General features: G+C 71.4%; 22 protein-coding genes. 21 read left to right on the forward strand and 1 reads right to left on the reverse strand.

Features of this window, described 5'->3' with window-relative positions; genetic code table 11:
* Positions 1-203: 203 nt before the first annotated feature.
* The 5 genes from dop to prcA all read left to right on the forward strand — a co-directional run bounded on the left by dop (position 204) and on the right by prcA (position 4,369).
* Positions 204-1,715 carry a depupylase/deamidase Dop gene (gene dop, locus AB0N63_RS13865; RefSeq protein ID WP_365528388.1) on the forward strand — a complete coding sequence of 504 codons (1,512 nt, stop codon included), beginning with the start codon at positions 204-206 and terminating at the stop codon, positions 1,713-1,715.
* A 186-nt stretch (positions 1,716-1,901) separates the two neighbouring features.
* The gene (locus AB0N63_RS13870) at positions 1,902-2,120 is read left to right on the forward strand and encodes a ubiquitin-like protein Pup (RefSeq protein ID WP_019986142.1); all 219 of its coding nucleotides are present in this window, start codon (positions 1,902-1,904) and stop codon (positions 2,118-2,120) included.
* Between the two features lie 290 nt (positions 2,121-2,410).
* Positions 2,411-2,761, forward strand: coding sequence for an endonuclease VII domain-containing protein (locus AB0N63_RS13875; protein ID WP_365528391.1), 351 nt, complete (start codon positions 2,411-2,413; stop codon positions 2,759-2,761).
* Positions 2,713-3,558 carry a proteasome subunit beta gene (prcB, locus tag AB0N63_RS13880; RefSeq protein ID WP_009187736.1) on the forward strand — a complete coding sequence of 282 codons (846 nt, stop codon included), beginning with the start codon at positions 2,713-2,715 and terminating at the stop codon, positions 3,556-3,558. Before AB0N63_RS13875 ends, prcB begins: the two co-directional genes overlap by 49 nt.
* A 61-nt stretch (positions 3,559-3,619) precedes the next feature.
* Positions 3,620-4,369: a proteasome subunit alpha gene (prcA, locus tag AB0N63_RS13885; protein ID WP_365528395.1), complete on the forward strand. Its 750-nt coding sequence runs from the start codon at positions 3,620-3,622 to the stop codon at positions 4,367-4,369.
* 98 nt (positions 4,370-4,467) lie between these two features.
* On the opposite strand, the gene AB0N63_RS13890 is transcribed toward prcA, so the two are convergent.
* Positions 4,468-5,484, reverse strand: a complete 1,017-nt coding sequence (locus tag AB0N63_RS13890) for a LacI family DNA-binding transcriptional regulator (protein ID WP_365528397.1) — start codon at positions 5,482-5,484, stop codon at positions 4,468-4,470.
* 180 nt (positions 5,485-5,664) lie between these two features.
* On the opposite strand from AB0N63_RS13890, the gene AB0N63_RS13895 reads away from it, so the two are divergent.
* From AB0N63_RS13895 to AB0N63_RS13970, 16 genes are all read left to right on the forward strand, one after another.
* Positions 5,665-6,933, forward strand: coding sequence for an MFS transporter (locus AB0N63_RS13895; protein WP_365528399.1), 1,269 nt, complete (start codon positions 5,665-5,667; stop codon positions 6,931-6,933).
* 9 nt (positions 6,934-6,942) lie between these two features.
* Positions 6,943-8,304 (forward strand): Pup--protein ligase, encoded by a 1,362-nt coding sequence (gene pafA / locus AB0N63_RS13900; RefSeq protein WP_365528401.1) that lies wholly within the window; start codon positions 6,943-6,945, stop codon positions 8,302-8,304.
* Between the two features lie 329 nt (positions 8,305-8,633).
* The gene (locus tag AB0N63_RS13905) at positions 8,634-9,653 is read left to right on the forward strand and encodes an FKBP-type peptidyl-prolyl cis-trans isomerase (RefSeq protein ID WP_365528404.1); all 1,020 of its coding nucleotides are present in this window, start codon (positions 8,634-8,636) and stop codon (positions 9,651-9,653) included.
* A 96-nt stretch (positions 9,654-9,749) separates the two neighbouring features.
* On the forward strand, positions 9,750-10,121 hold the full coding sequence (locus AB0N63_RS13910) for an FKBP-type peptidyl-prolyl cis-trans isomerase (protein ID WP_365528407.1): 372 nt from the start codon (positions 9,750-9,752) through the stop codon (positions 10,119-10,121).
* Between the two features lie 136 nt (positions 10,122-10,257).
* Positions 10,258-11,235, forward strand: coding sequence for a WYL domain-containing protein (locus AB0N63_RS13915; protein ID WP_164393933.1), 978 nt, complete (start codon positions 10,258-10,260; stop codon positions 11,233-11,235).
* An 18-nt stretch (positions 11,236-11,253) separates the two neighbouring features.
* Positions 11,254-12,342 carry a WYL domain-containing protein gene (locus AB0N63_RS13920; RefSeq protein WP_365528410.1) on the forward strand — a complete coding sequence of 363 codons (1,089 nt, stop codon included), beginning with the start codon at positions 11,254-11,256 and terminating at the stop codon, positions 12,340-12,342.
* Positions 12,339-12,632: a hypothetical protein gene (locus tag AB0N63_RS13925; RefSeq protein WP_365528413.1), complete on the forward strand. Its 294-nt coding sequence runs from the start codon at positions 12,339-12,341 to the stop codon at positions 12,630-12,632. The genes AB0N63_RS13920 and AB0N63_RS13925 overlap by 4 nt, the downstream gene beginning before the upstream one ends.
* A gap of 10 nt (positions 12,633-12,642) precedes the next feature.
* A complete protein-coding gene (locus tag AB0N63_RS13930) occupies positions 12,643-12,837 on the forward strand; it encodes a hypothetical protein (protein ID WP_365528415.1) in 195 nt (64 codons plus the stop codon).
* 305 nt (positions 12,838-13,142) lie between these two features.
* On the forward strand, positions 13,143-13,424 hold the full coding sequence (gene tatA, locus AB0N63_RS13935; RefSeq protein ID WP_365528417.1) for a Sec-independent protein translocase subunit TatA: 282 nt from the start codon (positions 13,143-13,145) through the stop codon (positions 13,422-13,424).
* A gap of 47 nt (positions 13,425-13,471) precedes the next feature.
* Entirely contained in the window at positions 13,472-14,437 is a 966-nt protein-coding gene (gene tatC / locus AB0N63_RS13940; RefSeq protein WP_365528420.1) for a twin-arginine translocase subunit TatC, read from the forward strand.
* A gap of 130 nt (positions 14,438-14,567) precedes the next feature.
* A complete protein-coding gene (locus AB0N63_RS13945) occupies positions 14,568-17,420 on the forward strand; it encodes a DEAD/DEAH box helicase (RefSeq protein WP_365528422.1) in 2,853 nt (950 codons plus the stop codon).
* Positions 17,421-17,792: 372 nt separating this feature from the next.
* Positions 17,793-19,418, forward strand: coding sequence for an ATP-binding protein (locus AB0N63_RS13950; protein ID WP_365528425.1), 1,626 nt, complete (start codon positions 17,793-17,795; stop codon positions 19,416-19,418).
* Positions 19,415-19,822 (forward strand): roadblock/LC7 domain-containing protein, encoded by a 408-nt coding sequence (locus AB0N63_RS13955; protein WP_009187722.1) that lies wholly within the window; start codon positions 19,415-19,417, stop codon positions 19,820-19,822. The genes AB0N63_RS13950 and AB0N63_RS13955 overlap by 4 nt, the downstream gene beginning before the upstream one ends.
* The gene (locus AB0N63_RS13960; RefSeq protein ID WP_365528428.1) at positions 19,819-20,232 is read left to right on the forward strand and encodes a DUF742 domain-containing protein; all 414 of its coding nucleotides are present in this window, start codon (positions 19,819-19,821) and stop codon (positions 20,230-20,232) included. Before AB0N63_RS13955 ends, AB0N63_RS13960 begins: the two co-directional genes overlap by 4 nt.
* A complete protein-coding gene (locus tag AB0N63_RS13965) occupies positions 20,213-20,833 on the forward strand; it encodes an ATP/GTP-binding protein (protein ID WP_365528431.1) in 621 nt (206 codons plus the stop codon). The genes AB0N63_RS13960 and AB0N63_RS13965 overlap by 20 nt, the downstream gene beginning before the upstream one ends.
* A gap of 43 nt (positions 20,834-20,876) precedes the next feature.
* Positions 20,877-22,439, forward strand: a complete 1,563-nt coding sequence (locus AB0N63_RS13970) for a cytochrome P450 (protein ID WP_365528434.1) — start codon at positions 20,877-20,879, stop codon at positions 22,437-22,439.
* Positions 22,440-22,473 lie beyond the last annotated feature (34 nt).

Here is a 22,473-nt window from a genome sequence, read left to right on the forward strand (position 1 = left end):
TACCCGCAGCCGACCTGTTTTCCAGGGCCACGCATGGAGCAGGCAATGACGCAAATGATCTCCCCACCAGCGCAGAGGCGTTCTAGGCTCTTTCGTACCGCCGGGTCGCGCAGTGCGGGGACGGGCACCGCACCGGCACCCGAGCATCAGCGGTACTTGAGCGCCGCCCTCGACCGAGGGCGCCGCCGGGCAAGGAGGGCCGCATGACCGTACGGCGAGTGATGGGCATCGAGACGGAGTACGGGATCTCCGTCCCCGGTCACCCGAACGCCAATGCCATGCTCACCTCGTCCCAGATCGTCAACGCCTACGCCGCGGCGATGCACCGGGCCCGCCGGGCCCGCTGGGACTTCGAGGAGGAGAACCCGCTGCGGGACGCCCGCGGCTTCGACCTCGCCCGCGAGGCCGCCGACTCCAGCCAGCTCACCGACGAGGACATCGGCCTGGCCAACGTCATCCTGACCAACGGCGCCCGGCTCTACGTCGACCACGCCCACCCCGAGTACAGCGCCCCCGAGGTGACCAACCCGCGCGACGCCGTCCTGTGGGACAAGGCCGGCGAGCGGATCATGGCCGAGGCCGCCGAGCGGGCCGCCCAACTGCCCGGCGCGCAGCCCATCCACCTCTACAAGAACAACACCGACAACAAGGGCGCCTCCTACGGCACGCACGAGAACTACCTGATGAAGCGGGAAACCGCCTTCTCGGACATCGTGCGCCACCTGACGCCCTTCTTCGTCTCCCGCCAGGTCGTCACGGGCGCCGGCCGGGTCGGCATCGGCCAGGACGGCCACGAACACGGCTTCCAGCTCAGCCAGCGCGCGGACTACTTCGAGGTCGAGGTGGGCCTGGAGACCACCCTCAAGCGGCCCATCATCAACACCCGCGACGAACCGCACGCCGACGCCGAGAAGTACCGGCGGCTGCACGTGATCATCGGCGACGCCAACCTCTCGGAGATCTCCACCTACCTCAAGCTCGGCACGACCGCGCTGGTCCTGTCCATGATCGAGGACGGCTTCATCGCCGTCGACCTGGCCGTCGACCAGCCCGTACGCACCCTGCACCAGGTCTCGCACGACCCCTCGCTCAAGCGTCTGATCACGCTGCGCAGCGGCCGGACGCTGACCGCGGTGCAGCTCCAGATGGAGTACTTCGAGCTGGCCCGTAAATACGTCGAGGAGCGCTTCGGCGCCGACGCCGACGACCAGACCAAGGACGTCCTGACCCGCTGGGAGGACACCCTCAACCGGCTGGAGAACGATCCGATGAGCCTGGCCGGCGAGCTGGACTGGGTCGCGAAGCGGGAGCTCATGGAGGGGTACCGCCGCCGTGACGGCCTCGACTGGGACGCCGCCAAGCTCCACCTGCTCGACCTCCAGTACGCCGACGTGCGCGCCGAGAAGGGCCTGTACAACCGTCTGGCGGCCCGCGGCCGCATGAAGCGCCTGCTGGAGGAGAGCGAGGTCGACCGGGCCCGCAGGAAGCCCCCGGAGGACACCCGGGCCTACTTCCGCGGACGGTGCCTGGAGCAGTACGCCGACGACGTGGCGGCGGCCTCCTGGGACTCGGTCATCTTCGACCTCCCGGGCCGCGACTCCCTCCAGCGCGTCCCAACCCTGGAACCGCTTCGCGGAACGCGTAATCACGTCAAGGAGCTGCTGGACCGCTGCCGCACGGCGGAGGACCTGGTCAGGGTCCTGTCCGGCCACTGAATGGGTACTCGAACCGGGCCGGCCGACCGGGGTGGAAACCCCGGCGCCCGGGAATCATCGAGACGGGCCCCGTACGTTGCGGAAACTGCGGGGCCGATGTCGGACCCAACTTGTAGGGTCTGATCATCACCGATCGGCCGTAATGCCGACCATGTCGGGCGAACCGAACTGAGCGGGGTGAGGGTTATGGCGACCAAGGACACCGGCGGCGGGCAGCAGAAGGCCACGCGCTCGACCGAGGAGGTCGAGGAGCAGGCACAGGACGCCCAGGCGAGCGACGACCTGAAGGAACGCCACGAGAAGCTGAGCGACGACGTCGACGACGTCCTGGACGAAATCGACGATGTACTCGAGTCCAACGCCGAGGACTTCGTGCGTTCCTTCGTGCAAAAGGGCGGAGAGTAAAGGTCCAGTCGGCCTTCCTGCTTGGAAGCGAAGGTACGGGGGTGGATGTGTCCGGCGGTCCACACACGAAGGGCTGCAGGAAGCACAAGCAGGAGCTGCCTCTTGCCGCGTTCGCGCGCGACAGGAATCGGCGTGACGGCCCCAGGCGCATTGCCGGTAGTGCGTGGCGGAATGCAGTGCCGCGCACTACCGGCGCCGCCGGGAAGCCATCGGCAAGCAGGTCCGCGAGAAGGCCGGCGTCCCGGCAGGGCGCAAGCTCCGCCGGACGTGCGGCGAGATCGAGCCTCACCGTGAGCGGCATCGGAACGCCACGGCCTCGGACGGCCTGTCCACTCGCTGCAGGGCGTGCGGGGCGCTCCGCGGGCGGCGGGCGTCAGTACGCCCTCACCGAAGCCGAGCGCGACGAGCTGGTCGTCTTCCAGGGGGGCGTCTGCTGCGTATGTCTGTCGGCCCTTCCCGAGCATGTGGATCACCGCCATGAGACGGGTAGGGTCCGTGGCGTACTGTGCTTCAGCTGCAATGCCGCACTGGGGCAGTTCAAGGATCGGCCCGATGCCATAAGGCGGGCTGCTGCATATGTGGAAGGAAACGCGTGGAAGCCAACACTCGTAGCACCGGGCGTCTACCGGCTGCCTTCCTGACGCCTGGGTCCTCGTCCTTCATGGACTTCCTCGCCGAGCATCAGCCGGAGCTGTTGCCCGGCAAGCGGCAGCTGCCGCCCACCCAGGGCGTCATCGAGGCGCCGCACGGCACCACGATCGTGGCCGTGACCTTCCCGGGGGGCGTCGTGCTGGCCGGTGACCGGCGGGCGACCATGGGGAACGTCATCGCGCAGCGGGACATCGAGAAGGTGTTCCCGGCGGACGAGTACTCGGCCGTCGGCATCGCCGGCACGGCCGGTCTGGCCGTGGAGATGGTCAAGCTGTTCCAGCTGGAGCTGGAGCACTTCGAGAAGGTCGAGGGAGCGCAGCTCTCGCTGGAGGGCAAGGCGAACCGGCTGTCGACCATGATCCGTTCCAACCTGGGCATGGCCATGCAGGGGCTGGCCGTGGTCCCGCTGTTCGCGGGTTACGACGTGGACCGTGACAAGGGCCGCATCTTCTCCTACGACGTCACCGGCGGCCGCAGCGAGGAGCACGGGTACGCGGCGACCGGCTCGGGTTCGATCTTCGCGCGCGGCGCCATGAAGAAGCTGTACCGCGAGGACCTGTCCGAGGCCGAGGCGACGACTTTGGTGGTGCAGGCCCTGTACGACGCGGCAGACGACGACTCGGCGACCGGCGGTCCCGATGTCGCCCGCCGGATCTATCCGATCGTCACCGTGATCACCGATGACGGCTTCCGCCGACTGACCGAGGACGAGTCCTCCGAGATCGCCCGCTCGGTGCTGCAGCGGCGTCTGGAGCAGCCCGACGGCCCGCGGGCCGCGCTGCTGTAGGCGGCGGCGGATTCTCGTCCAGGGTGATCCAGTGACCACAACAGAAAGGGACGGATAACCGGTGTCGACGCCGTTCTATGTCTCACCCCAGCAGGCCATGGCCGACCGGGCCGAGTACGCCCGCAAGGGCATCGCCCGCGGCCGCAGCCTGGTAGTGCTGCAGTACGCCGACGGCATCGTGTTCGTCGGTGAGAATCCGTCCCGTGCGCTGCACAAGTTCAGCGAGATCTACGACCGGATCGGCTTCGCCGCGGCCGGCAAGTACAACGAGTACGAGAATTTGCGCATCGGCGGTGTGCGCTACGCCGACCTGCGTGGTTACACGTACGACCGGGACGACGTGACCGCGCGCGGTCTGGCGAACGTCTACGCGCAGACGCTGGGCACGATCTTCTCCAGTGCGGCGGAGAAGCCGTACGAGGTGGAGCTGGTGGTCGCCGAGGTGGGGGAGACCCCGGAGGGTGACCAGATCTACCGGCTGCCGCACGACGGTTCGATCGTGGACGAGCACGGCTCGGTCGCGGTCGGCGGCAACGCCGAGCAGATCAGCGGCTATCTCGATCAGCGTCACCGGGACGGGATGACGCTGGCGGAGGCGTTGAAGCTGGCGGTGCAGGCCCTGTCCCGCGACACCAACGGCAGCGAGCGGGAGATCCCCGCCGAGCGCCTGGAGGTGGCGGTGCTGGACCGTACGCGGCCGCAGCAGCGCAAGTTCAAGCGCATCGTCGGACGCCAGCTGGCGCGGCTGCTGGAGGGCGGTACGGCGGACACCGCGCAGGACTCCGACGACAACGGCGACGAGGAGAAGTAGCCGCCGCCCCCCGCACTCCCCGGAAGCCCCGGCCGACGACTCGGCCGGGGCTCCCGGCGTCCTGGGGCCCCGGCGCCCCAAGGGGCCGCTCAGGCGCCTCAGGGGGCGCCGGGCGGGGCCGTGGAGCCCCGGACCACCAGTTCCACGGGGATGTCGCCGCCGTCGGGCGTGCGGCCCTCCAGGACCGCCAGCAGGGCCCGCATGCCGTGCTCGCCGAACAGTTCGGCGTCCAGCCGGACGGTGGTCAGCTCGGGGTCGACGGCGGTGGCGAGGCCGAGGTCGTCGACGCCGGTGACGGAGATGTCGTCCGGGACCCGCAGGCCGAGGCGGCGCAGTGCCTTGTACGCGCCGACGGCCAGCTTGTCGTCGTCGCAGACCACAGCGGTCGGCCGGGGCCCCGGGGCGTTCAGGGCGGCCTCGGTGGCGGCGCGGGCGTCCTCGACGGCGATGGCGGCGCGGGCGGTGCGCAGGGAGGCGCCGGGCGCCGCGCCGAGGCGCGCCGCCAGTTCCCGGGCCCGCACCTCGAAGGTCCAGGACGGCACATCGGCGGCCAGGTGCAGGAAGCGGCGGTGGCCGAGGTCCAGCAGATGGGCGGTGACCTGCCGCATCGCGTCGGCGATGTCCAGGTTCACGGTCGCCGCGCCGAGGCTGCCCGCGGGGTCGCTGTCCAGCATGACCAGCGGGAGGCGGTCGCCGCGGATGGCGGTGAGGGCGTCCGCGGCCATCGAGGAGGCGATGACGCCGTCCAGGGCGGCCTGGGCGGAGGCGAAGGGGTTGCGGGCGGGGCCGACGCCCTCGGGGGAGGGGTAGAGGACCACGCCGAAGCCGTGCTCGGCCGCGACGCGGGCGGCGCCGGTGTAGACGCCGGCGAAGAACTCGGTGGTCAGCGCCGGGACGACGAGGAGCACGGTCCGGGTGTGGCCGAGGCGGAGGTTGCGGGCGGCGAGGTTGGGCCGGTAGCCGAGGTCGTCGGCGGCCCGGCGCACCCGTTCGGCGGTGGCCTCGGAGACCCGGCCGCGCCATTTGTCGCCGAGCACCAGGGAGACGGCTGCCTGGGAGACCCCGGCTGCCTGGGCCACGTCACGGCTGGTGGGGCGCGTGCTTCCTCGTGCCACCGTGGGGCCGCTCCTTGTCGTTCGGTCGTCGTCCGGTCGTCGTCGGGGCGCGCTGTCCTCGTCGGCCGCCGGCCGGTCCGGTCGCCCGCCGGTACCGTCGGCTCGTCTGGACTGCGACCAGCGCACATGGTACGTATGGCGACAGACGTTATACGTAAAACTTGACCATGGAGGCGCGCGATGGCCGCGGGACTCGCGGGATACCTGGAGATCCTCAGGACGCGGCACGCCGCTCGGCTGCTGACCGGCACGCTGGTGGGCCGGCTGCCCAACGCCACGGCGGCCATCGCGATCGTGCTGTTCGTGCGCGCGGGGGGCGGCAGCTACAGCCTGGCCGGGGCGCTGGCCGCCGTCTACGGCGTGGCCAACGCGATCGGGCAGCCCGTGCTCGGCCGGCTGGTGGACCTGTACGGACAGCCCCGGGTGCAGCTGCCCGCGGCGCTCGCGGCGGCCCTGGCGATGACCGCCTTCGCCCTGACCGGCGCCGAGCCGCGCGCACTCGCCTACCCGGCCGTCGCGGCGGCCGGGCTGTTCACGCCGCCCCTGGAGGGCGGTCTGCGCGCCCTGTGGCCGTCCGTGCTGCGCCGGGAGGGGCAGGTGCACACCGCGTACGCCATGGACGCGGTGGCGCAGGAGGTCATGTTCACCGTGGGACCCCTGCTGGTCACCCTGTGCGTGTCCCTGTGGTCCGCCCGGGCGGCGCTGATCGTGCTGAACGCGCTCGGGGTGCTGGGGGCGCTGTCCGTGGTCCTCTCCCCGCCCTCGCGGGCGTGGCGCTCGGCGCCGCGGGAGGCTCACTGGCTCGGCGCGCTGCGCTCGCCCGGCCTGCTGGCCCTGCTCGCGGCGTTCCTCTTCGTCGGCGTGGCGCTCGGCTCCATCACGGTGGCGTCGGTCCCGTACGCGGACGACCACGGCGGCGACGCGGTGTACGGCTGGCTGATGGCGGCGCTGGGCCTGGGCGCGCTGGCCGGCGGCACCGTCTACGGGGCACGGCAGTGGGCGGGCGTGCCCGAGCGGCGACTACGGGTGCTGGTGGCGCTTCTGGCGGCGTGTTACCTGCCGCTCCTGCTGCTGCCGGGCGCGGTGGCGATGGTGGCGCTCACGGCGCTCGCGGGGGTGTTCCTGGCGCCGTGCATCGCCTGCGCGTTCGTCATCGTGGACCGGCACGCGCCGGCCGGGACGGTGACCGAGGCGTTCTCCTGGCTGGTGACCACGTTCACGGTGGGCGCGTCGGTGGGGACGGGGGTGGCTGGGCCGGTGGTCCAGGCCGGCGGGGCGCTGTGGGGGTTCGCGGTGCCGGGGGCCGCCGGGGGCCTGTCGTTGCTGGTGCTGCTGGCCACCGGGCGGGTGCTCGCAGCTCCCGCCGGAGGGGCGGTCGTTGCGGCTTCATCGGAAAATGATCCAAATCGTGCTGCCGAACCCCGTTTCAGCTCGGGGGATCGGGCGTAATGTTCAGTCATGGACCGCCGCATTTTCGGGCTGGAGAACGAGTACGGCGTCACGTGCACGTTCAGGGGACAGCGCCGCCTGTCGCCTGACGAGGTGGCGCGGTACCTCTTCCGCCGTGTCGTGTCATGGGGCCGCAGCAGCAACGTGTTTCTGCGAAACGGCGCCCGGCTCTATCTCGACGTGGGGTCACATCCGGAATACGCCACACCCGAATGTGACAATGTGATCGAACTGGTCACCCACGACAAGGCCGGCGAGCGCATTCTCGAGGGACTCCTGGTAGACGCGGAACGACGCCTGCACGAGGAGGGAATCGCGGGCGACGTCTACCTCTTCAAGAACAACACCGACTCGGCGGGCAACTCCTACGGCTGCCACGAGAACTATCTGGTGGCCCGGCACGGGGAGTTCTCCCGGCTCGCGGACATCCTCATCCCGTTCCTGGTCACCCGGCAGCTGCTGTGCGGCGCGGGCAAGGTCCTGCAGACGCCGCGCGGGGCCGTGTACTGCGTGAGCCAGCGGGCGGAGCACATCTGGGAGGGCGTCTCCTCGGCGACGACCCGGTCGCGGCCGATCATCAACACCCGCGACGAGCCGCACGCCGACGCCGAGCGCTACCGCCGGCTGCACGTCATCGTCGGCGACTCGAACATGTCCGAGACGACGATGCTGCTGAAGGTCGGCGCCACCGATCTGGTGCTGCGCATGATCGAGGCGGGCACCGTGATGCGCGACCTCACCCTGGAGAACCCGATCCGGGCGATCCGCGAGGTCAGCCACGACATCACGGGCCGCCGCAAGGTGCGCCTGGCCAGCGGCCGGGAGGCCTCCGCGCTGGAGGTGCAGCGCGAGTACTACGAGAAGGCCGTGGACTTCTGCGAGCGCCGCGGCATCCGCACCGGCACGGTGGAGCGGGTGCTGGAGCTGTGGGGCCGCACGCTGGACGCGATCGAGGCGGAGGACCTCGACCGGATCGGCACCGAGATCGACTGGGTGATGAAGTACAAGCTCATCGAGCGGTACCGGGCCAAGCACAACATGACCATGTCCCATCCGCGGGTCGCCCAGATAGACCTCGCGTACCACGACATCCACCGTCGCCGTGGCCTGTACTACCTGCTGGAGAAGAAGGGTCAGGCCACCCGGATCTGCAACGACTTGAAGATCTTCGAGGGCAAGTCGGTTCCCCCGCAGACCACTCGGGCGCGGCTGCGCGGCGACTTCATCCGGCGGGCGCAGGAACAGCGCCGTGACTTCACCGTCGACTGGGTGCACCTGAAGCTGAACGACCAGGCGCAGCGGACCGTGTTGTGCAAGGACCCGTTCCGTTCGGTGGACGACCGGGTGGAGAAGCTCATCGCCGGAATGTGACCGGAAGGCGAGCGATATGCGGTGAGAGCGGGATTCCGCGGAAATGCGGGAACGCCGCACAGGCGCCGTACGTTTCGCGTACGGCGCCTTCGCATGCCCTGTGACCGCGGTGGTTTCGGGCTTCGCGAGGGAGGTTCGCGCTTCGGGGATTCGACTGCGTGCCCCCGCTTCGGCGTCCGCTTGCGCCGGCCGCGCGGCCGGCGCAAGCGGACGCTTGTCGCGGTCCGACGGCCGAAACCGGTGCGGGCCGCAGCCGGTATCGGGGGCTGATCGTCAGTAAGGTAGCGCGCACGCCATCCACAGGACCGACCGATTACGAGGCCCCCACCGTGCGCCGACGCTCTCTACTGATTTCCGTACCCGCGGGACTGGTCACGCTGGCCGCCTGCGGCAGCGACAAGTCCGACTCGGGCAAGACCAGCGACAGCGCTTCCCCGGCCCCCTCGTCGTCGCCGTCGGCCGCGGCCACCTCCGCCCCGCCGGCGCCGAAGATCGTCTCCGGGCCGCTGCCGGCCATCACCGCGGGCACGAAGTTCGGCGAGAAGCCGACCGTCGCCAAGGGGACCGGCCAGCCCTCCAAGGACCTGGCCGTCAGGACGGTGATCGCCGGCGGCGGCCGCACCCTGGCGGAGAACGACTACGTCCAGGCGCACTACCTCGGCCAGATCTGGGACACCGCCAAGGTCTTCGACAACTCCTACGACCGCAAGGCGCCGCTGCTCATCCAGCTCTCCCAGGGCACCGTCATCGACGGCTGGCGCTATGCGCTGACCGGCAAGAAGGTTGGCAGCCGGGTCCAGTTCGCGGTGCCGCCCACCTGGGGCTACGGCCCGCAGGGCAACGCGCAGGCGGGTATCAAGGGCACCGACACCCTGGTCTTCGTCGTGGACGTGCAGAACGCCTTCAACGCCAAGAGCTCGGCCAAGGGCAAGGTCGTGCAGAAGACGGACGCGAACCTGCCGACCGTGGGCACCGCCACCGACGGCAGCGCCCCCGAGATCACGATTCCCAAGACCGCCGCGCCGAAGAAGCTGGTCGCCGAGTACGTGATCGAGGGCGACGGCCCCGTGGTCAAGGCGGACAGCACCGTGCTGGTCCAGTACAAGGGCGTGCTGTGGGACGGCGGCAAGGAGTTCGACTCGACGTACAGCCGCAAGTCGCTGACGTCCTTCTCCCTCCAGCAGGTCGTCAAGGGGTGGGCGCAGGGCCTGACCGGCAAGAAGGTCGGCAGCCGGGTGCTGATCGTGATCCCGCCGGCCGACGGCTACGGCGACAACCCGCCGCCCAACAGCGGCATCAAGAAGGACTCCACGCTGGTGTTCTCGGTGGACATTCTGGCGGCGATGTAGCGCGCCACGCTGCGCGGCCTCCGGCGCGGCCGCGGCGGGCCGGGGGATGAAAGACTGTCCGCGTCACGTGTCGTACACAAGCAGGAGCGTTAAGACGTGAGCATCGACAAGCCCGAGATCGACTTCCCGGGCGGCCAGCCCCCGGCGGACCTCGAGATCAAGGACATCTGGGAGGGCGACGGTCCCGAGGCGCAGGCCGGGCAGACCGTCACCGTCCACTACGTGGGCGTCGCCTTCAGCACCGGCGAGGAGTTCGACGCCAGCTGGAACCGGGGCACTCCGTTCCGCTTCCCGCTGGGCGCCGGCCGTGTCATCCAGGGCTGGGACCGGGGCGTGCAGGGCATGAAGGTCGGCGGCCGCCGCCAGCTGACCATCCCCGCGCACCTCGCCTACGGCGACCAGAGCCCCACCCCGGCGATCAAGCCCGGTGAGACCCTGATCTTCGTGGTGGACCTGCTCGGGGTCTGATCCCCGAGCGGAGTCGGACCGGATCCGATCACCTGGGGCCCACGCCTGTCCGGCGTGGGCCCTCGGCTTTTGCCGGTGCGGTGCGGGGCGGTACGGTCAACGGTCGTAAGGACCATGAGGAAGGCGAAAGGCATCGATGGCCATTGCCAAGGCGGAGCGGCTGATGAACCTGGCACTGTGCCTGCTCGGGACGCGCCGGCCGCTCAGCAAGCGCGAGCTGCGCGACTCCATCGAGGCCTACGTCGAGGCCTCCGGACCGGGCAGGGGAGCGGGCGGCAGCGACGACTCCTTCAACCGCATGTTCGAGCGTGACAAGGACGACCTGCGCGAGCTGGGCCTCGTCATCGAGACCGTCGAGAGCCTGGACGGCGAGATCGGCTACCTGGCCCGTCGGGACAGCAACCGGCTGCCGCCCATCACCCTGGACGCCGAGGAGGCCGCCGCCCTGGGCCTGGCCGCCAAGGTCTGGCAGCAGGCCCGGCTGGCCGGCGCGGCCAGCGGCGCCCTGCAGAAGCTGCGCGCGGCCGGCCTGCTGGAGGACGTCGACCCGTTCGAGGCGCACGGCGCCCTGGAGCCGCGCATCCCGGTGCACGAGGCCGCCTTCGAGCCGCTGATGCTGGCCTGCCGCGACCGCCGCCCGGTCGCCTTCGACTACCGCAAGGCGAACGCCGCCCGCCCCGAGACCCGGCACGTCGAGCCGTGGGCGCTGGAGTGCTGGCGCGGCCACTGGTACCTGGCCGGCTTCGACCGCGACCGCGGCGCCGAGCGGGTGTTCCGGCTGTCCCGGATCACCGGCAAGGTCCGCTCGCGCGGCGCCGCCTTCACCGCGCCGGTGCCCGACGTCGTCACCGTCCGCGAGACCGTGGCGAGCTGGGCCGGCGAGATCGCCGACCGCACCGCCCGCATCAGGCTGCGCTCCGGCGCCGGCTACCCGCTGCGGGCCAAGGCCACCGCCGTACGGGAACTGGGCGACGGCTGGGACGAGTTGGAGATCCCGTACGGACATGGGCTGGACGCCTGGCTGGTGGAGTTCGGGCCGGACGTGGTGGTCCTGGAACCCGCGGAACTGCGGGCCGACGTGGTGGACCGGCTGCGTGCCGTGGCCAAGGGCTGAGGGGGAGCGAGCAACACAGTGGCAGGCAAACCGGTCAGGCCCGCGAACGCCATCGACCAGACCCGGCGGATGCTCTCCCTGGTGACCTATCTCCGGGAGCGCCCCGGCGCCCGCGTCGAGGACGTGGCGCGCGCCTTCGGCATCACCGAGGACGAGCTGGTCTCCGACCTCGACGTGCTGCCCATGTGCGGCACCAGCTTCCGCGGCGGCGACCTGCTGGACATCGACACCGACGGCGAGCGCATCTGGTGGCACAACCCGGCGGCGCTCGGCGCGGACGCCGCCGAACCGCTGCGGCTGGCCGCCGACGAGGCCACCGCCCTGCTGGTGGCCGCCCGCGCGGTGGCCACCCTGCCGGGGCTGCGCGAGAGCGACCGGCAGGCGCTGCTGCGGGCCACCGCCAAGGTGGAGACCGCGGCCGGCGAGGCGGCGGGCGCCAGCTCCCGGCTGTCGGTGACCTTCGAGTCCGAGGGCGGTGTCTTCGCCGACGTGGACCGGGCGATCTCCGAGCGCCGCAGGCTGTGGATCCGCTACTACTCGCCCGCCCGCGACGAGGTCACCGAACGCGAGATCGACCCCATCCGCCTGGTCAGCGTCGGGCACACCTATGTGGAGGCCTGGTGCCGCCGCTCCGAGGCGCGCCGCACCTTCCGGCTGGACCGGGTCGCCGAGATCAAGATCCTCGACGAGCCGTCCGCGCCGCCCGAGGTGGAGCTGCGCGACCTGTCCGAGGCGCTGGTGCAGCCGGCCGCCGAGGACCCGGAGGTCGTCGTGGAGGTCGGCCCCGGCGGCCGCTGGGTCGCCGAGTACTACCCGCACGACAGCGCCGATGAGCTTCCCGACGGCGGGCTGCGCATCACCCTGCGCACCCCCGACCCGGCCTCGCTCAGACGACTGGCGCTGCGCCTGGGCCGCGACGGCCGGATCGTCGCGCCGCGCGAGCTGGCCGACAGCGCCCGGAGGGCGGCCCACGAGGCGCTGGCCGCGTACGACGGAGTCGACGCGGAGGACACCGCCGGCGTTGCCGGGAGGGAACCCGCCGGACCCGCCGCGGGCGGCCGGGCGGTGCCGGACGGGCGGTACGACAGGCAGGAGCAGGGACTGTGAGCGAGACGGCGACGACCGGGGCGACCGGGATGTCGGTGGCGGCCGCGTTCGCCGGGATGCGGAGCGTGGCCCCCGTGGTGTTCCGCGCCGGCTGCCCCGACTGCCGGGGCCGCTTCGAGCTGGGCGCGAGTGCGCTGCTGCTGGCCATCGGCGCCAGCAGCCGCACCACCTTCTACTCCTTCACCTGCCCCGACTGCGGGGCCGCGGTGCGCAAGCCGGCCGGCGAGCGGATCGTCGAGCTGCTCACCGGCGGCGGGGTCCGCACCCTGCGCCTGCACTCGACGGTCTAGGCTCGGGGTCATGTTCTGGCCGATGCTCGCGGTAGCCGCGGGGTTCCTGGGTCTCGCCGTACTCGGTGTGTTCGCCGTCCGCGTCTTCGTGGAGGCGCGCCGGCTCGGCCGGCAGGTCTCGGAGTCCGCGAACCGGATCAGCCGGGCCGCCGAGGAACTGGAGCGGGCCTCACTGAGCGCCGCCCGGGCAGTGGACTCCCTGTGAGCCCGACGGCCGGTCCGCACCGCCCGGTGCCGCGCACCGCCCCGGCGCCGCGCGACCGCCGTGCACCGCGCCGGGGGAGTCGTGCGGCACGGGCGGTTCCACACCTGTCATGCTGTCGGCGGGGAAAGGTACGCTGCTCGGGCGGACCGGAGAACGAGGCCCGGACCGCGGACGGGAGTACGCCCGGGGATTGCCTCGCGTTCACCCCTGAGCGTTACGATCGCTGCCGGAACGACCGCTCGGACCCCAGTCCGGCCGATCGGACAGCATCCCACCCAGCCGCCTCGGTGAGAAGGTAAAGACTTATGTTCGGAAGGCTCGGAGCCCCCGAGATCATTCTCATCCTCGTCGTCATCGTCCTGCTGTTCGGCGCGAAGAAGCTTCCGGACATGGCGCGCTCGCTCGGCAAGTCCGCCCGGATCCTCAAGAGCGAGGCCAAGGCGATGAAGGAGGAGAGCCGCACGGCCTCCGCCCCGCCGCCGGCCGGCGACGAGCAGCCCCCCGCGCAGCGCACCATCAAGGCCGCCCCCGGCGACGTGACGAGCTCGCGCCCGGTGAGCGAGCCGTCGGACACCACCCAGCGCTGACGCACGGCCGGACGTCACCGGCCTGCCGCACGAGATGAGGATGTGGGTTGCTCAAGCCTGCCCGCAAGAAGGAGAAGGATCCCGAGGGGCGGATGCCCCTCACGGATCACCTTCGTGAGCTCCGCAACCGGCTCGCGAAGGCGTTGCTGGCCATCGTCGTGGTCACGATCGTCGCCGCCTTCTTCTACTACGACATCATCAACTTCCTGACCAAGCCGATCCTCCACTCGGTCGGCTGCGGGAGGACGTTCCAGGAGCTGGCGAACGCCAAGGCCCCCGCCGACACCGGCAGCACGGCCAAGTGCGCGCAGATCACGATCAACGGTCTGCTGGCGCCCTTCACCATGGCCCTCCAGGTCTCCCTGATGGCCGGTGTCGTCTTCGCCTCGCCGGTCTGGCTGTACCAGCTGTGGGCCTTCATCGCCCCCGGCCTGCACAAGCACGAGAAGAAGTACGCCTACGCGTTCGTCGGCACCGGCGTCCCCCTCTTCCTCGCCGGCGCGTTCTTCGCCTACAAGGTGCTGCCCACCACGGCGAAGGTGCTGCTCGACTTCACGCCCGCCAACGTGAACAACCTGCTGCCGCTGGACGACCTGCTCCAGCTGGTGACGCGCATGGTGATCGTCTTCGGCCTCTCCTTCGAGCTGCCGCTGCTGCTGATCATGCTGAACCTGACCGGCATCCTGACCGGCCGGCGCATGCTCGGCTGGTGGCGCGGCATGATCATCGGGATCACCGTCTTCGCGGCCGTCGCCACGCCGAGCACCGACCCGGTGTCGATGCTGGCACTGGCCGGCCCGATCTGGGTGCTGTACTTCGGCGCGGTCGTCTTCTCGCTGCTCAACGACCGCCGCAAGCGCCGTCGCGAGGCGGCCGGCCCCGCCGACGACGAGGCCTCCGACCTCGACCTCACCCCCGAGGACATCGGCGAGACCGAGTCCGTCGGCGCCGCCCGCGCCCTGCCCGAGCAGAGCAGCGGCGACCGCGTCAACGGCTACGACGACGTGACCTGACCCGCGGCCCGCACCGCCTGCGCCAGGTCCCGCGGGCGGGCGCCCGCCCGCCGGTCGCGGAAGGCCGGCCGCTCGCCACCACGAGCGGCCGGCCTTCCGCGTGTCCGGGCCCGGCGGCGTGATCGCGGTATTGATCGTCCCGTTGTCAGTGCGGCCCGGTACGCTCGAAAGCACGATGACAGAGGATCTCTCACCGGCCGAGCGGTACGCGGCAGCGCGCAGACGAGCTGCCGAGCAGGCCACCGCGCTCGCGGGCTTCCGCGAGATGTACGACTTCGGCCTCGACCCCTTCCAGATCGAGGCCTGCCAGGCCCTCGAGGAGGGCAAGGGCGTGCTGGTCGCCGCGCCCACCGGCTCCGGCAAGACGATCGTGGGCGAGTTCGCCGTCCACCTCGCCCTCCAGCAGGGCCGCAAGTGCTTCTACACGACGCCCATCAAGGCGCTGTCCAACCAGAAGTACTCCGATCTGTGCCGCCGCTACGGCAGCGGCAAGGTCGGCCTGCTCACCGGCGACAACAGCCTCAACTCCGACGCCCCCGTGGTCGTGATGACCACCGAGGTGCTGCGGAACATGCTGTACGCCGGCTCCCAGACGCTGCGCGGCCTCGGCTATGTGGTGATGGACGAGGTGCACTACCTCTCCGACCGCTTCCGCGGCGCGGTCTGGGAGGAAGTGATCATCCACCTGCCCGAGTCGGTGACGCTGGTGTCGCTGTCGGCGACCGTGTCCAACGCCGAGGAGTTCGGCGACTGGCTGGACACCGTCCGCGGCGACACCCAGGTGATCGTCTCCGAGCACCGGCCGGTTCCGCTGTTCCAGCACGTGCTGGCCGGCCGTCGGATGTACGACCTGTTCGAGGAGGGCGAGGGCCACAAGAAGGCCGTCAACCCCGACCTCACCCGGATGGCCCGCATGGAGGCGAGCCGCCCCTCCTACCAGGACCGCAGACGCGGCCGGGCCATGCGCGAGGCGGACCGCGAGCGCGAGCGCCGCCAGCGCTCCCGCATCTGGACGCCCAGCCGTCCCGAGGTCATCGAGCGGCTGGACGCCGAGGGCCTGCTGCCCGCGATCACCTTCATCTTCAGCCGCGCCGCCTGCGAGGCCGCCGTCCAGCAGTGCCTGTACGCGGGCCTGAGGCTCAACGACGAGGAGGCGCGCGACGAGGTGCGCGCCCTGGTCGAGGAGCGCACCGCCGCCATCCCGCGCGAGGACCTGCACGTCCTCGGCTACTACGAGTGGCTGGAAGGACTGGAGCGCGGCATCGCCGCCCACCACGCGGGCATGCTCCCCACCTTCAAGGAGGTCGTCGAGGAGCTGTTCGTGCGCGGGCTGGTCAAGGCGGTCTTCGCCACCGAGACCCTCGCCCTCGGCATCAACATGCCGGCCCGCTCGGTCGTGCTGGAAAAGCTCGTCAAGTGGAACGGCGAGCAGCACGCCGACATCACCCCCGGCGAGTACACGCAGCTCACCGGCCGGGCCGGCCGCCGCGGCATCGACGTGGAGGGCCACGCGGTGGTCCTGTGGCAGCGCGGCATGAACCCCGACCACCTGGCGGGGCTGGCCGGCACCCGCACCTATCCGCTGCGCTCCAGCTTCAAGCCGTCGTACAACATGGCGGTCAACCTGGTCGAGCAGTTCGGCCGGCACCGCTCGCGCGAGCTGCTGGAGACCTCCTTCGCCCAGTTCCAGGCCGACAAGTCGGTGGTCGGCATCTCCCGGCAGGTTCAGCGCAACGAGGAGGGCCTGGTCGGCTACAAGGAGTCGATGACCTGCCACCTCGGCGACTTCGGCGAGTACATGCGGCTGCGCCGGGAGCTGAAGGACCGGGAGACCGAGCTGGCCCGCCAGGGCGCGGCGCAGCGCCGCGCCGAGGCCGCCGTCGCCCTGGAGAAGCTCAAGCCGGGCGATGTCATCCACGTCCCCACCGGCAAGTACGCGGGCCTGGCCCTCGTCCTCGACCCCGGACTGCCGGCCGGCCGGTCCAACGGCCACCGGGGCCTGGAGCACCAGGACGGCCCGCGCCCGCTGGTCCTGACCGCCGAGCGGCAGGTCAAGCGGCTCGCGTCGATCGACTTCCCGGTGCCCGTCGAGCCGCTGGAGCGGATGCGCATCCCCAAGTCGTTCAACCCGCGCTCGCCGCAGTCCCGCCGGGACCTCGCCTCCGCGCTGCGCACCAAGGCCGGGCACATCCCGCCGGAGCGGGCCCGCAAGCGGCGCTCGCAGGCGGCCGACGACCGGGAGATCGCCCGGCTGCGCACCGCCCTGCGCGCCCACCCGTGCCACGGCTGCTCCGACCGCGAGGACCACGCCCGCTGGGCCGAGCGCTACCACCGGCTCCAGCGCGACACCAGGCAGCTGGAACACCGCATCGAGGGGCGTACGAACACCATCGCGCGTACCTTCGACCGGATCGTCGCCCTGCTCACCGAGCTCGACTACCTGCGCGGCGACGAGGTGACCGAGCACGGCAAGCGGCTCGCCCGCCTCTACGGCGAACTCGACCTGCTCGCCAGCGAGTGCCTGCGCGAGCGCGTCTGGGAGGGTCTGGGCCCGGCCGAACTCGCCGCCTGCGTCTCGGCGCTGGTCTACGAGGCCCGGGTCAGCGACGACGCCATGGCGCCCAAGGTGCCCTCCGGCAAGGCGAAGGCCGCGCTCGGCGAGATGGTGCGCATCTGGGGGCGGCTGGACGCGCTGGAGGAGGAGTTCCGGATCAGCCAGACCGAGGGCGTCGGCCAGCGCGAGCCGGACCTCGGCTTCGCCTGGGCCGCCTACGAATGGGCGTCCGGCAAGGGTCTCGACGAGGTGCTGCGCGAGGCGGAGATGCCGGCCGGCGACTTCGTGCGCTGGTGCAAGCAGGTCATCGACGTCCTCGGGCAGATCTCGGCGGCGGCGCCCACGGAGAACTCGACCGTGGCGAAGAACGCCCGCAAGGCGGTCGACGGACTGCTGCGCGGGGTGGTCGCCTACTCGTCGGTGGGGTGACACCCGCCGGACACCGGCAGCGGGGCGTGACCTCACGGCTGAAGCCGTGAGGTCACGCCCCGCTGCGTCTCTTCACCCGCTCCGGTGAGCCGGATCCGCACATCCGTACGCTGTCACCCTCCGCGTTCGAACGGAATCTCCGCGTGCAAATCACCAGAGCGTACTCCTCGGGCGTCCCGGGTTTCAGGTGCTTGCCGAATATGACACGGCGATGATCCGGTCGAACTAGGCTCGCCCGCAGCGCACCGAGTTGAGATGTATTCGTGCGCTTGTTCGCTGATATCCCTAGCGCCCCGAAGATTCCGACTGTTCCATGACCTACCCCACCGGAAGCTGCCCCGAACCCCAGCCGATTCGTCTCAGAGGGCTTACATGGTGAGTGTTCAACCGCCCCCCGGCGGCCGCGAACTTCCCTACGCGCGCGTGCTGTTGCTGCCGACCGTACTGATGGCGGCGGCCTCCGGGGCCGCCGTCGCCCTGGTGACGGCCCCCGCCCGGATCGCCGTCGGCTGCTGCGGCGCCGTCGCCACCCTGCTCGTGCTCGCCACCGCCGCCGAAACCGTCCGCCGCGGCCGCGTCATCCGACGGCAGCAGGCCGAGCACGAGCAGCGGACCACCTACCTGGAACGCCGCCTGGCCGGACACGACGAGGAGATCACCTACCTCGCCGACGAGATCCTGCCCGCCACGGTCGAGTACCTGCGCAACGGACACACCCCCCAGGAGGTGTTCCGCGACCTCATCGACGGCGACCCCGAGTGGCACCGGCTGCCCGACGCGCAGCGCGCCGTGGTCCGCATGATCCTGGGGATCGTGGACCACGAGGAGAACATGCGGGACTCCACGCAGCGCTCCTTCGTCAGCATCGCCCGCCGCGTCCAGGCCATCGTCCACCAACAGGCCTCGGAACTGCGGGAGATGGAGGAGGACCACGGCCGCAGCCCCGAGGTCTTCGACGACCTGCTGCGCATCGACCACGGCACCGCGCTGATCGGCCGCCTAGCCGACTCCGTCTCCGTCCTCGGCGGCGGCCGGCCCGGCCGCCAGTGGCCCAACCCGGTCACCCTCTACAGCGTGCTGCGCGGCGCCATGTCCCGGATCCTCGAGTACCGGCGCATCGAACTGCACTCCATCGCCAAGGTCAACATCAAGGGAACCGACGTCGAGCCGGTCATCCACGCCGCCGCCGAACTCCTCGACAACGCCACCCGCTACTCCCCGCCGCACACCAAGGTGCACGTCACCGCCATCGAGGTGCAGAGCGGTGTCGCCATCGAGATCGAGGACGGCGGCGTCAGCCTCAACGAGGAGTCCCGCGCCCGTATCGAGAAGATGCTGGAGGAGGCCAAGGCCGGCATCGACCTCCAGGAGATCGGCGAGGAGCCCCGCCTCGGCCTCGCGGTCGTCGGGCGGCTGTGCACCGCGTACAACATGCAGGTCTCGCTGCGCTCCTCCGCCTACGGCGGCGTCCGCGCCGTCCTGGTGGTGCCCAGCGACATGATGACCACCGACCCCGCGCCCGGCCTCGCCCACGGCATCGGCGCCACCTCCATCCCGCTGCCCGGCGCGGACGCCCTGGAGGGCCCCAAGCGCGCCCCCAAGAAGCGCCGCCCCACCAGCCCGCGCATCCCCGCCTCGGTGTCGATGGAGGACGACGTCCCCGTCGTCACCGAGTGGACCGCCAACGGCCTGCCGCAGCGCCGCAGCAAGGTCACCGTCCCGCTCAGTCAGCGCATCGCCGAGCAGATCGCCGCCGACCGAGCCGAGGAGGAGGCACGGGCGCAGGGCCGGTCCCTGTGGACCCGGCCCGAACCCGAACCCGCGCCCGTCGAGAACGAACCCGAACCCGGCCTGTGGGTCGAAGCCTTCTGGGACGGTCTGAAGAAGGACAACCCGGGCCCCGACCCGACCGCGTTCACCCAGAACCCGACCGCTTACATGCACCTGATCGAGAAGCCGGCCCGCGCCGAGGCCGACGACGAGGGGGACCGCAAGTGATCCAGCAGCGTGCCAACTTCGACTGGATGCTCAAGGAACTGGACGACGGCGTACCCGGCATCGAGATGATCGTGGTGCTGTCGGCCGACGGCCTGCGCATCGCCCGCTACGGCGGCGACCCCGACGCCGCCGACCGGGTCGCCGCCGCCTGCGCCGGACTCCAGAGCCTCGCGACCGCCGTGGCGGGCGAGATCCCGGGCAGCGACGGCCGGATGAAGCTGGTCGTCATCGAGATCAACGGCGGCTACTTCTACCTGATGTCCGCCGGCGCCAACGCCTACCTCGCCGTACTCGCCGACATCCGCACCGAACCCGGCATGATGAGCGCCCGCATGCGCGACCTCGTGGTCCGCATCGGCGCCCATCTGACCAGCCCGCCCCGCCGCAACGGGCAGACCGTATGACGCCTCCGCGGCGCCAGAGGCGCACCCCCGCCCCCGCTCCCGAACCGGCCCCGCCGCCCGAACCGGCCGAAGGGGGCCGGGAGAAGAACCCCGAGCGGCTGTACGTCGTCGCCGGCCCGGGCGAGGACGGCGCCCGCGCCGCCGTCGACCTGGTGACGCTGATCGTGGCCCGCGCCGAACCGCCCCCGTCCGCCAGCCCCGAACACGCGGCACTGCTCAGGCTGTGCTCCGCCCCGCTGTCCGCGGCCGAACTCTCGGCCTACCTCAACCTGCCGTTCAGCGCGATCACGGTCCTGATCACCGAACTGCTGACGGCCGAACTGGTACAGGCCCGCGCCCCCGTCGTCCGCCAGGCGGTGCCCGACCGTTCCCTCCTCGAAGCGGTGATGCATGGACTTCAACGGCTCTGACACCCTGCCCGGCCCCCGGACCGAGGACCAGCTGCCGCACACGGCCCAGGCCGCGGCGAAGATCGTCATCGTCGGCGGCTTCGGGGTCGGCAAGACCACGATGGTCGGCTCGGTCAGCGAGATCAGGCCGCTGACCACCGAGGAGACCATGACCCAGGCCGGCGTCGGCATCGACGACGACTACGGCTCCGAGTCCAAGACGGCCACCACCGTGGCGATGGACTTCGGCCGCATCAGCATCACCGACCAGCTGGTGCTCTACCTCTTCGGCACCCCCGGTCAGCAGCGCTTCTGGTTCCTGTGGAACGGCCTGTTCGAAGGAGCGCTCGGCGCGGTCGTCCTGGTCGACACCCGCCGCCTGGAGGTCAGCTTCGAGGTCATGGGCCGGCTGGAGGAGCGCGGTGTGCCCTTCGTCGTCGCCATCAACTCCTTCCCGGACGCGCCCCGTTACCCCCTCGCCGAACTGCGCCAGGCGCTCGACCTCTCGGCGGACATCCCGATGGTCGAGTGCGACGTACGGCGCCGCGCCTCCAGCCGGGACGTCCTGCTCACCCTGGTGCGCTTCCTGCATTCGCTCGCCCTGACCGGCCCGGCCGGCTGAGCCCCACGCCCCCTCCCCCTTCTTCGCCCCGAAAGCGACCGCCGTGACGCCTGAACCCCACTCCCTGACCGGTCCGGACGACCTCACCGCCGCACCGCCCCCGGGCTGCCCCGCGCACGCCGTCGGGCCCGGGGGCCTGCATCGGCTCCACGAGGTGCGGAACCTGCGCGCGCTGTACCGCCGGCTCCGCGAGGAGCACGGCCCGGTGGCGCCCGTGCTGCTCCACGACGACGTACCGATCTGGGTGGTCCTCGGCCACGCGGAGAACCTGCACATGGTGCGCACGCCCTCGCAGTTCACCCGCGACAGCCGCATCTGGACCCCGCTCACCGACGGCCGGGTCAAACCCGACCACCCCCTCATGCCGCACTTCGCCTGGCAGCCGGTCTGCTCCTACGCCGAGGGCGAGGAGCACAAGCGGCTGCGCGGCGCGGTCACCAGCGCCGTGGCGACCATCGACCACCGCAGTCTGCGCCGCCACATCGGCCGCGCCACCCAGCGGCTGGTCAACCGGTTCTGCGAGACGGGCCACGCCGACCTCGTCGACCAGTTCGCCGAGCATCTGCCGATGGCGGTGATGTGCCAGGTCCTCGGCATGCCCGAGGAGTACGACGACCGGATCGTGCAGGCCGCCCGGGACATGCTCAAGGGCACCGAGACCGCGATCGCCAGCAACGCGTACATCATGGACTGTCTGAGCCGGCTCACCGCGCGCCGCCGGGCCGAGCCGACGGACGACTTCACCAGCCGTCTCATCGCCCACCCGGCCGGCCTGACCGACGACGAGGTCGGCGCCCATCTGCGGGTCGTGCTCATCGCCTCCTACGAAGCCACCGCCAACCTGCTGGCCAACACCATCCGCCGGGTGCTCACCGACCCGGGCTTCCGCGCCCAGCTCAACGGCGGCCAGATGACCGTGCCGCAGGCGGTCGAGCAGTCCCTGTGGGACGAGCCGCCGTTCAGCACCATCCTCGGCTACTTCGCCAAGGAGGACACCGAACTCGGCGGCCGGCGCATCCGGCGCGGCGACGGGCTGCTGCTCGGCATCGCCCCCGCCAACGTCGATCCCCGGGTGCGGCCCGATCTCTCCGCCGACATGCAGGGCAACCGCTCCCACCTCGCCTTCAGCGGCGGGCCGCACGAGTGCCCCGGCCAGGACATCGGCCGCGCCATCGCCGACGTCGGCGTCGACAAGCTGCTGATGCGGCTGCCGGACATCCAGCTCGACTGCCCCGAGGAGGAACTGCGCTGGACGGAGTCGATCGCCTCGCAGCACCTGGTGGAACTGCCGGTGCGGTTCACGCCGCGCCCGCAGCAGGACGTGACGTCGCAGCCGAGCCACACGCCGATGCCGATCCCGCAGGCGCGCGCCGCCTGGGACATCAGCACGCTGCGCGATCCCGCGCCGTCCGCCGGCCCGTCGCCCGCCGGGGCCCACGGCACGCCGGCCGGGGCGCCCCGCCCGCGTACCACGGCCGCGCCGGGCACCCTGCTGGAGGAGCCGCCGCCCGTACGGGGGACCGCCCCCGGGACGGACACGACCGGCGGGCCGGACCGCCCGGCGGGCGTCTGGCAGCGGTTCCTGCGCTGGTGGCGGGGCGAGTGACGGCTGAGACCGGGGCCCGGCCGCGGCCGGCGGA

Source organism: Streptomyces sp. NPDC093260 (genome assembly GCF_040683715.1).
Classification (GTDB): domain Bacteria; phylum Actinomycetota; class Actinomycetes; order Streptomycetales; family Streptomycetaceae; genus Streptomyces; species Streptomyces sennicomposti.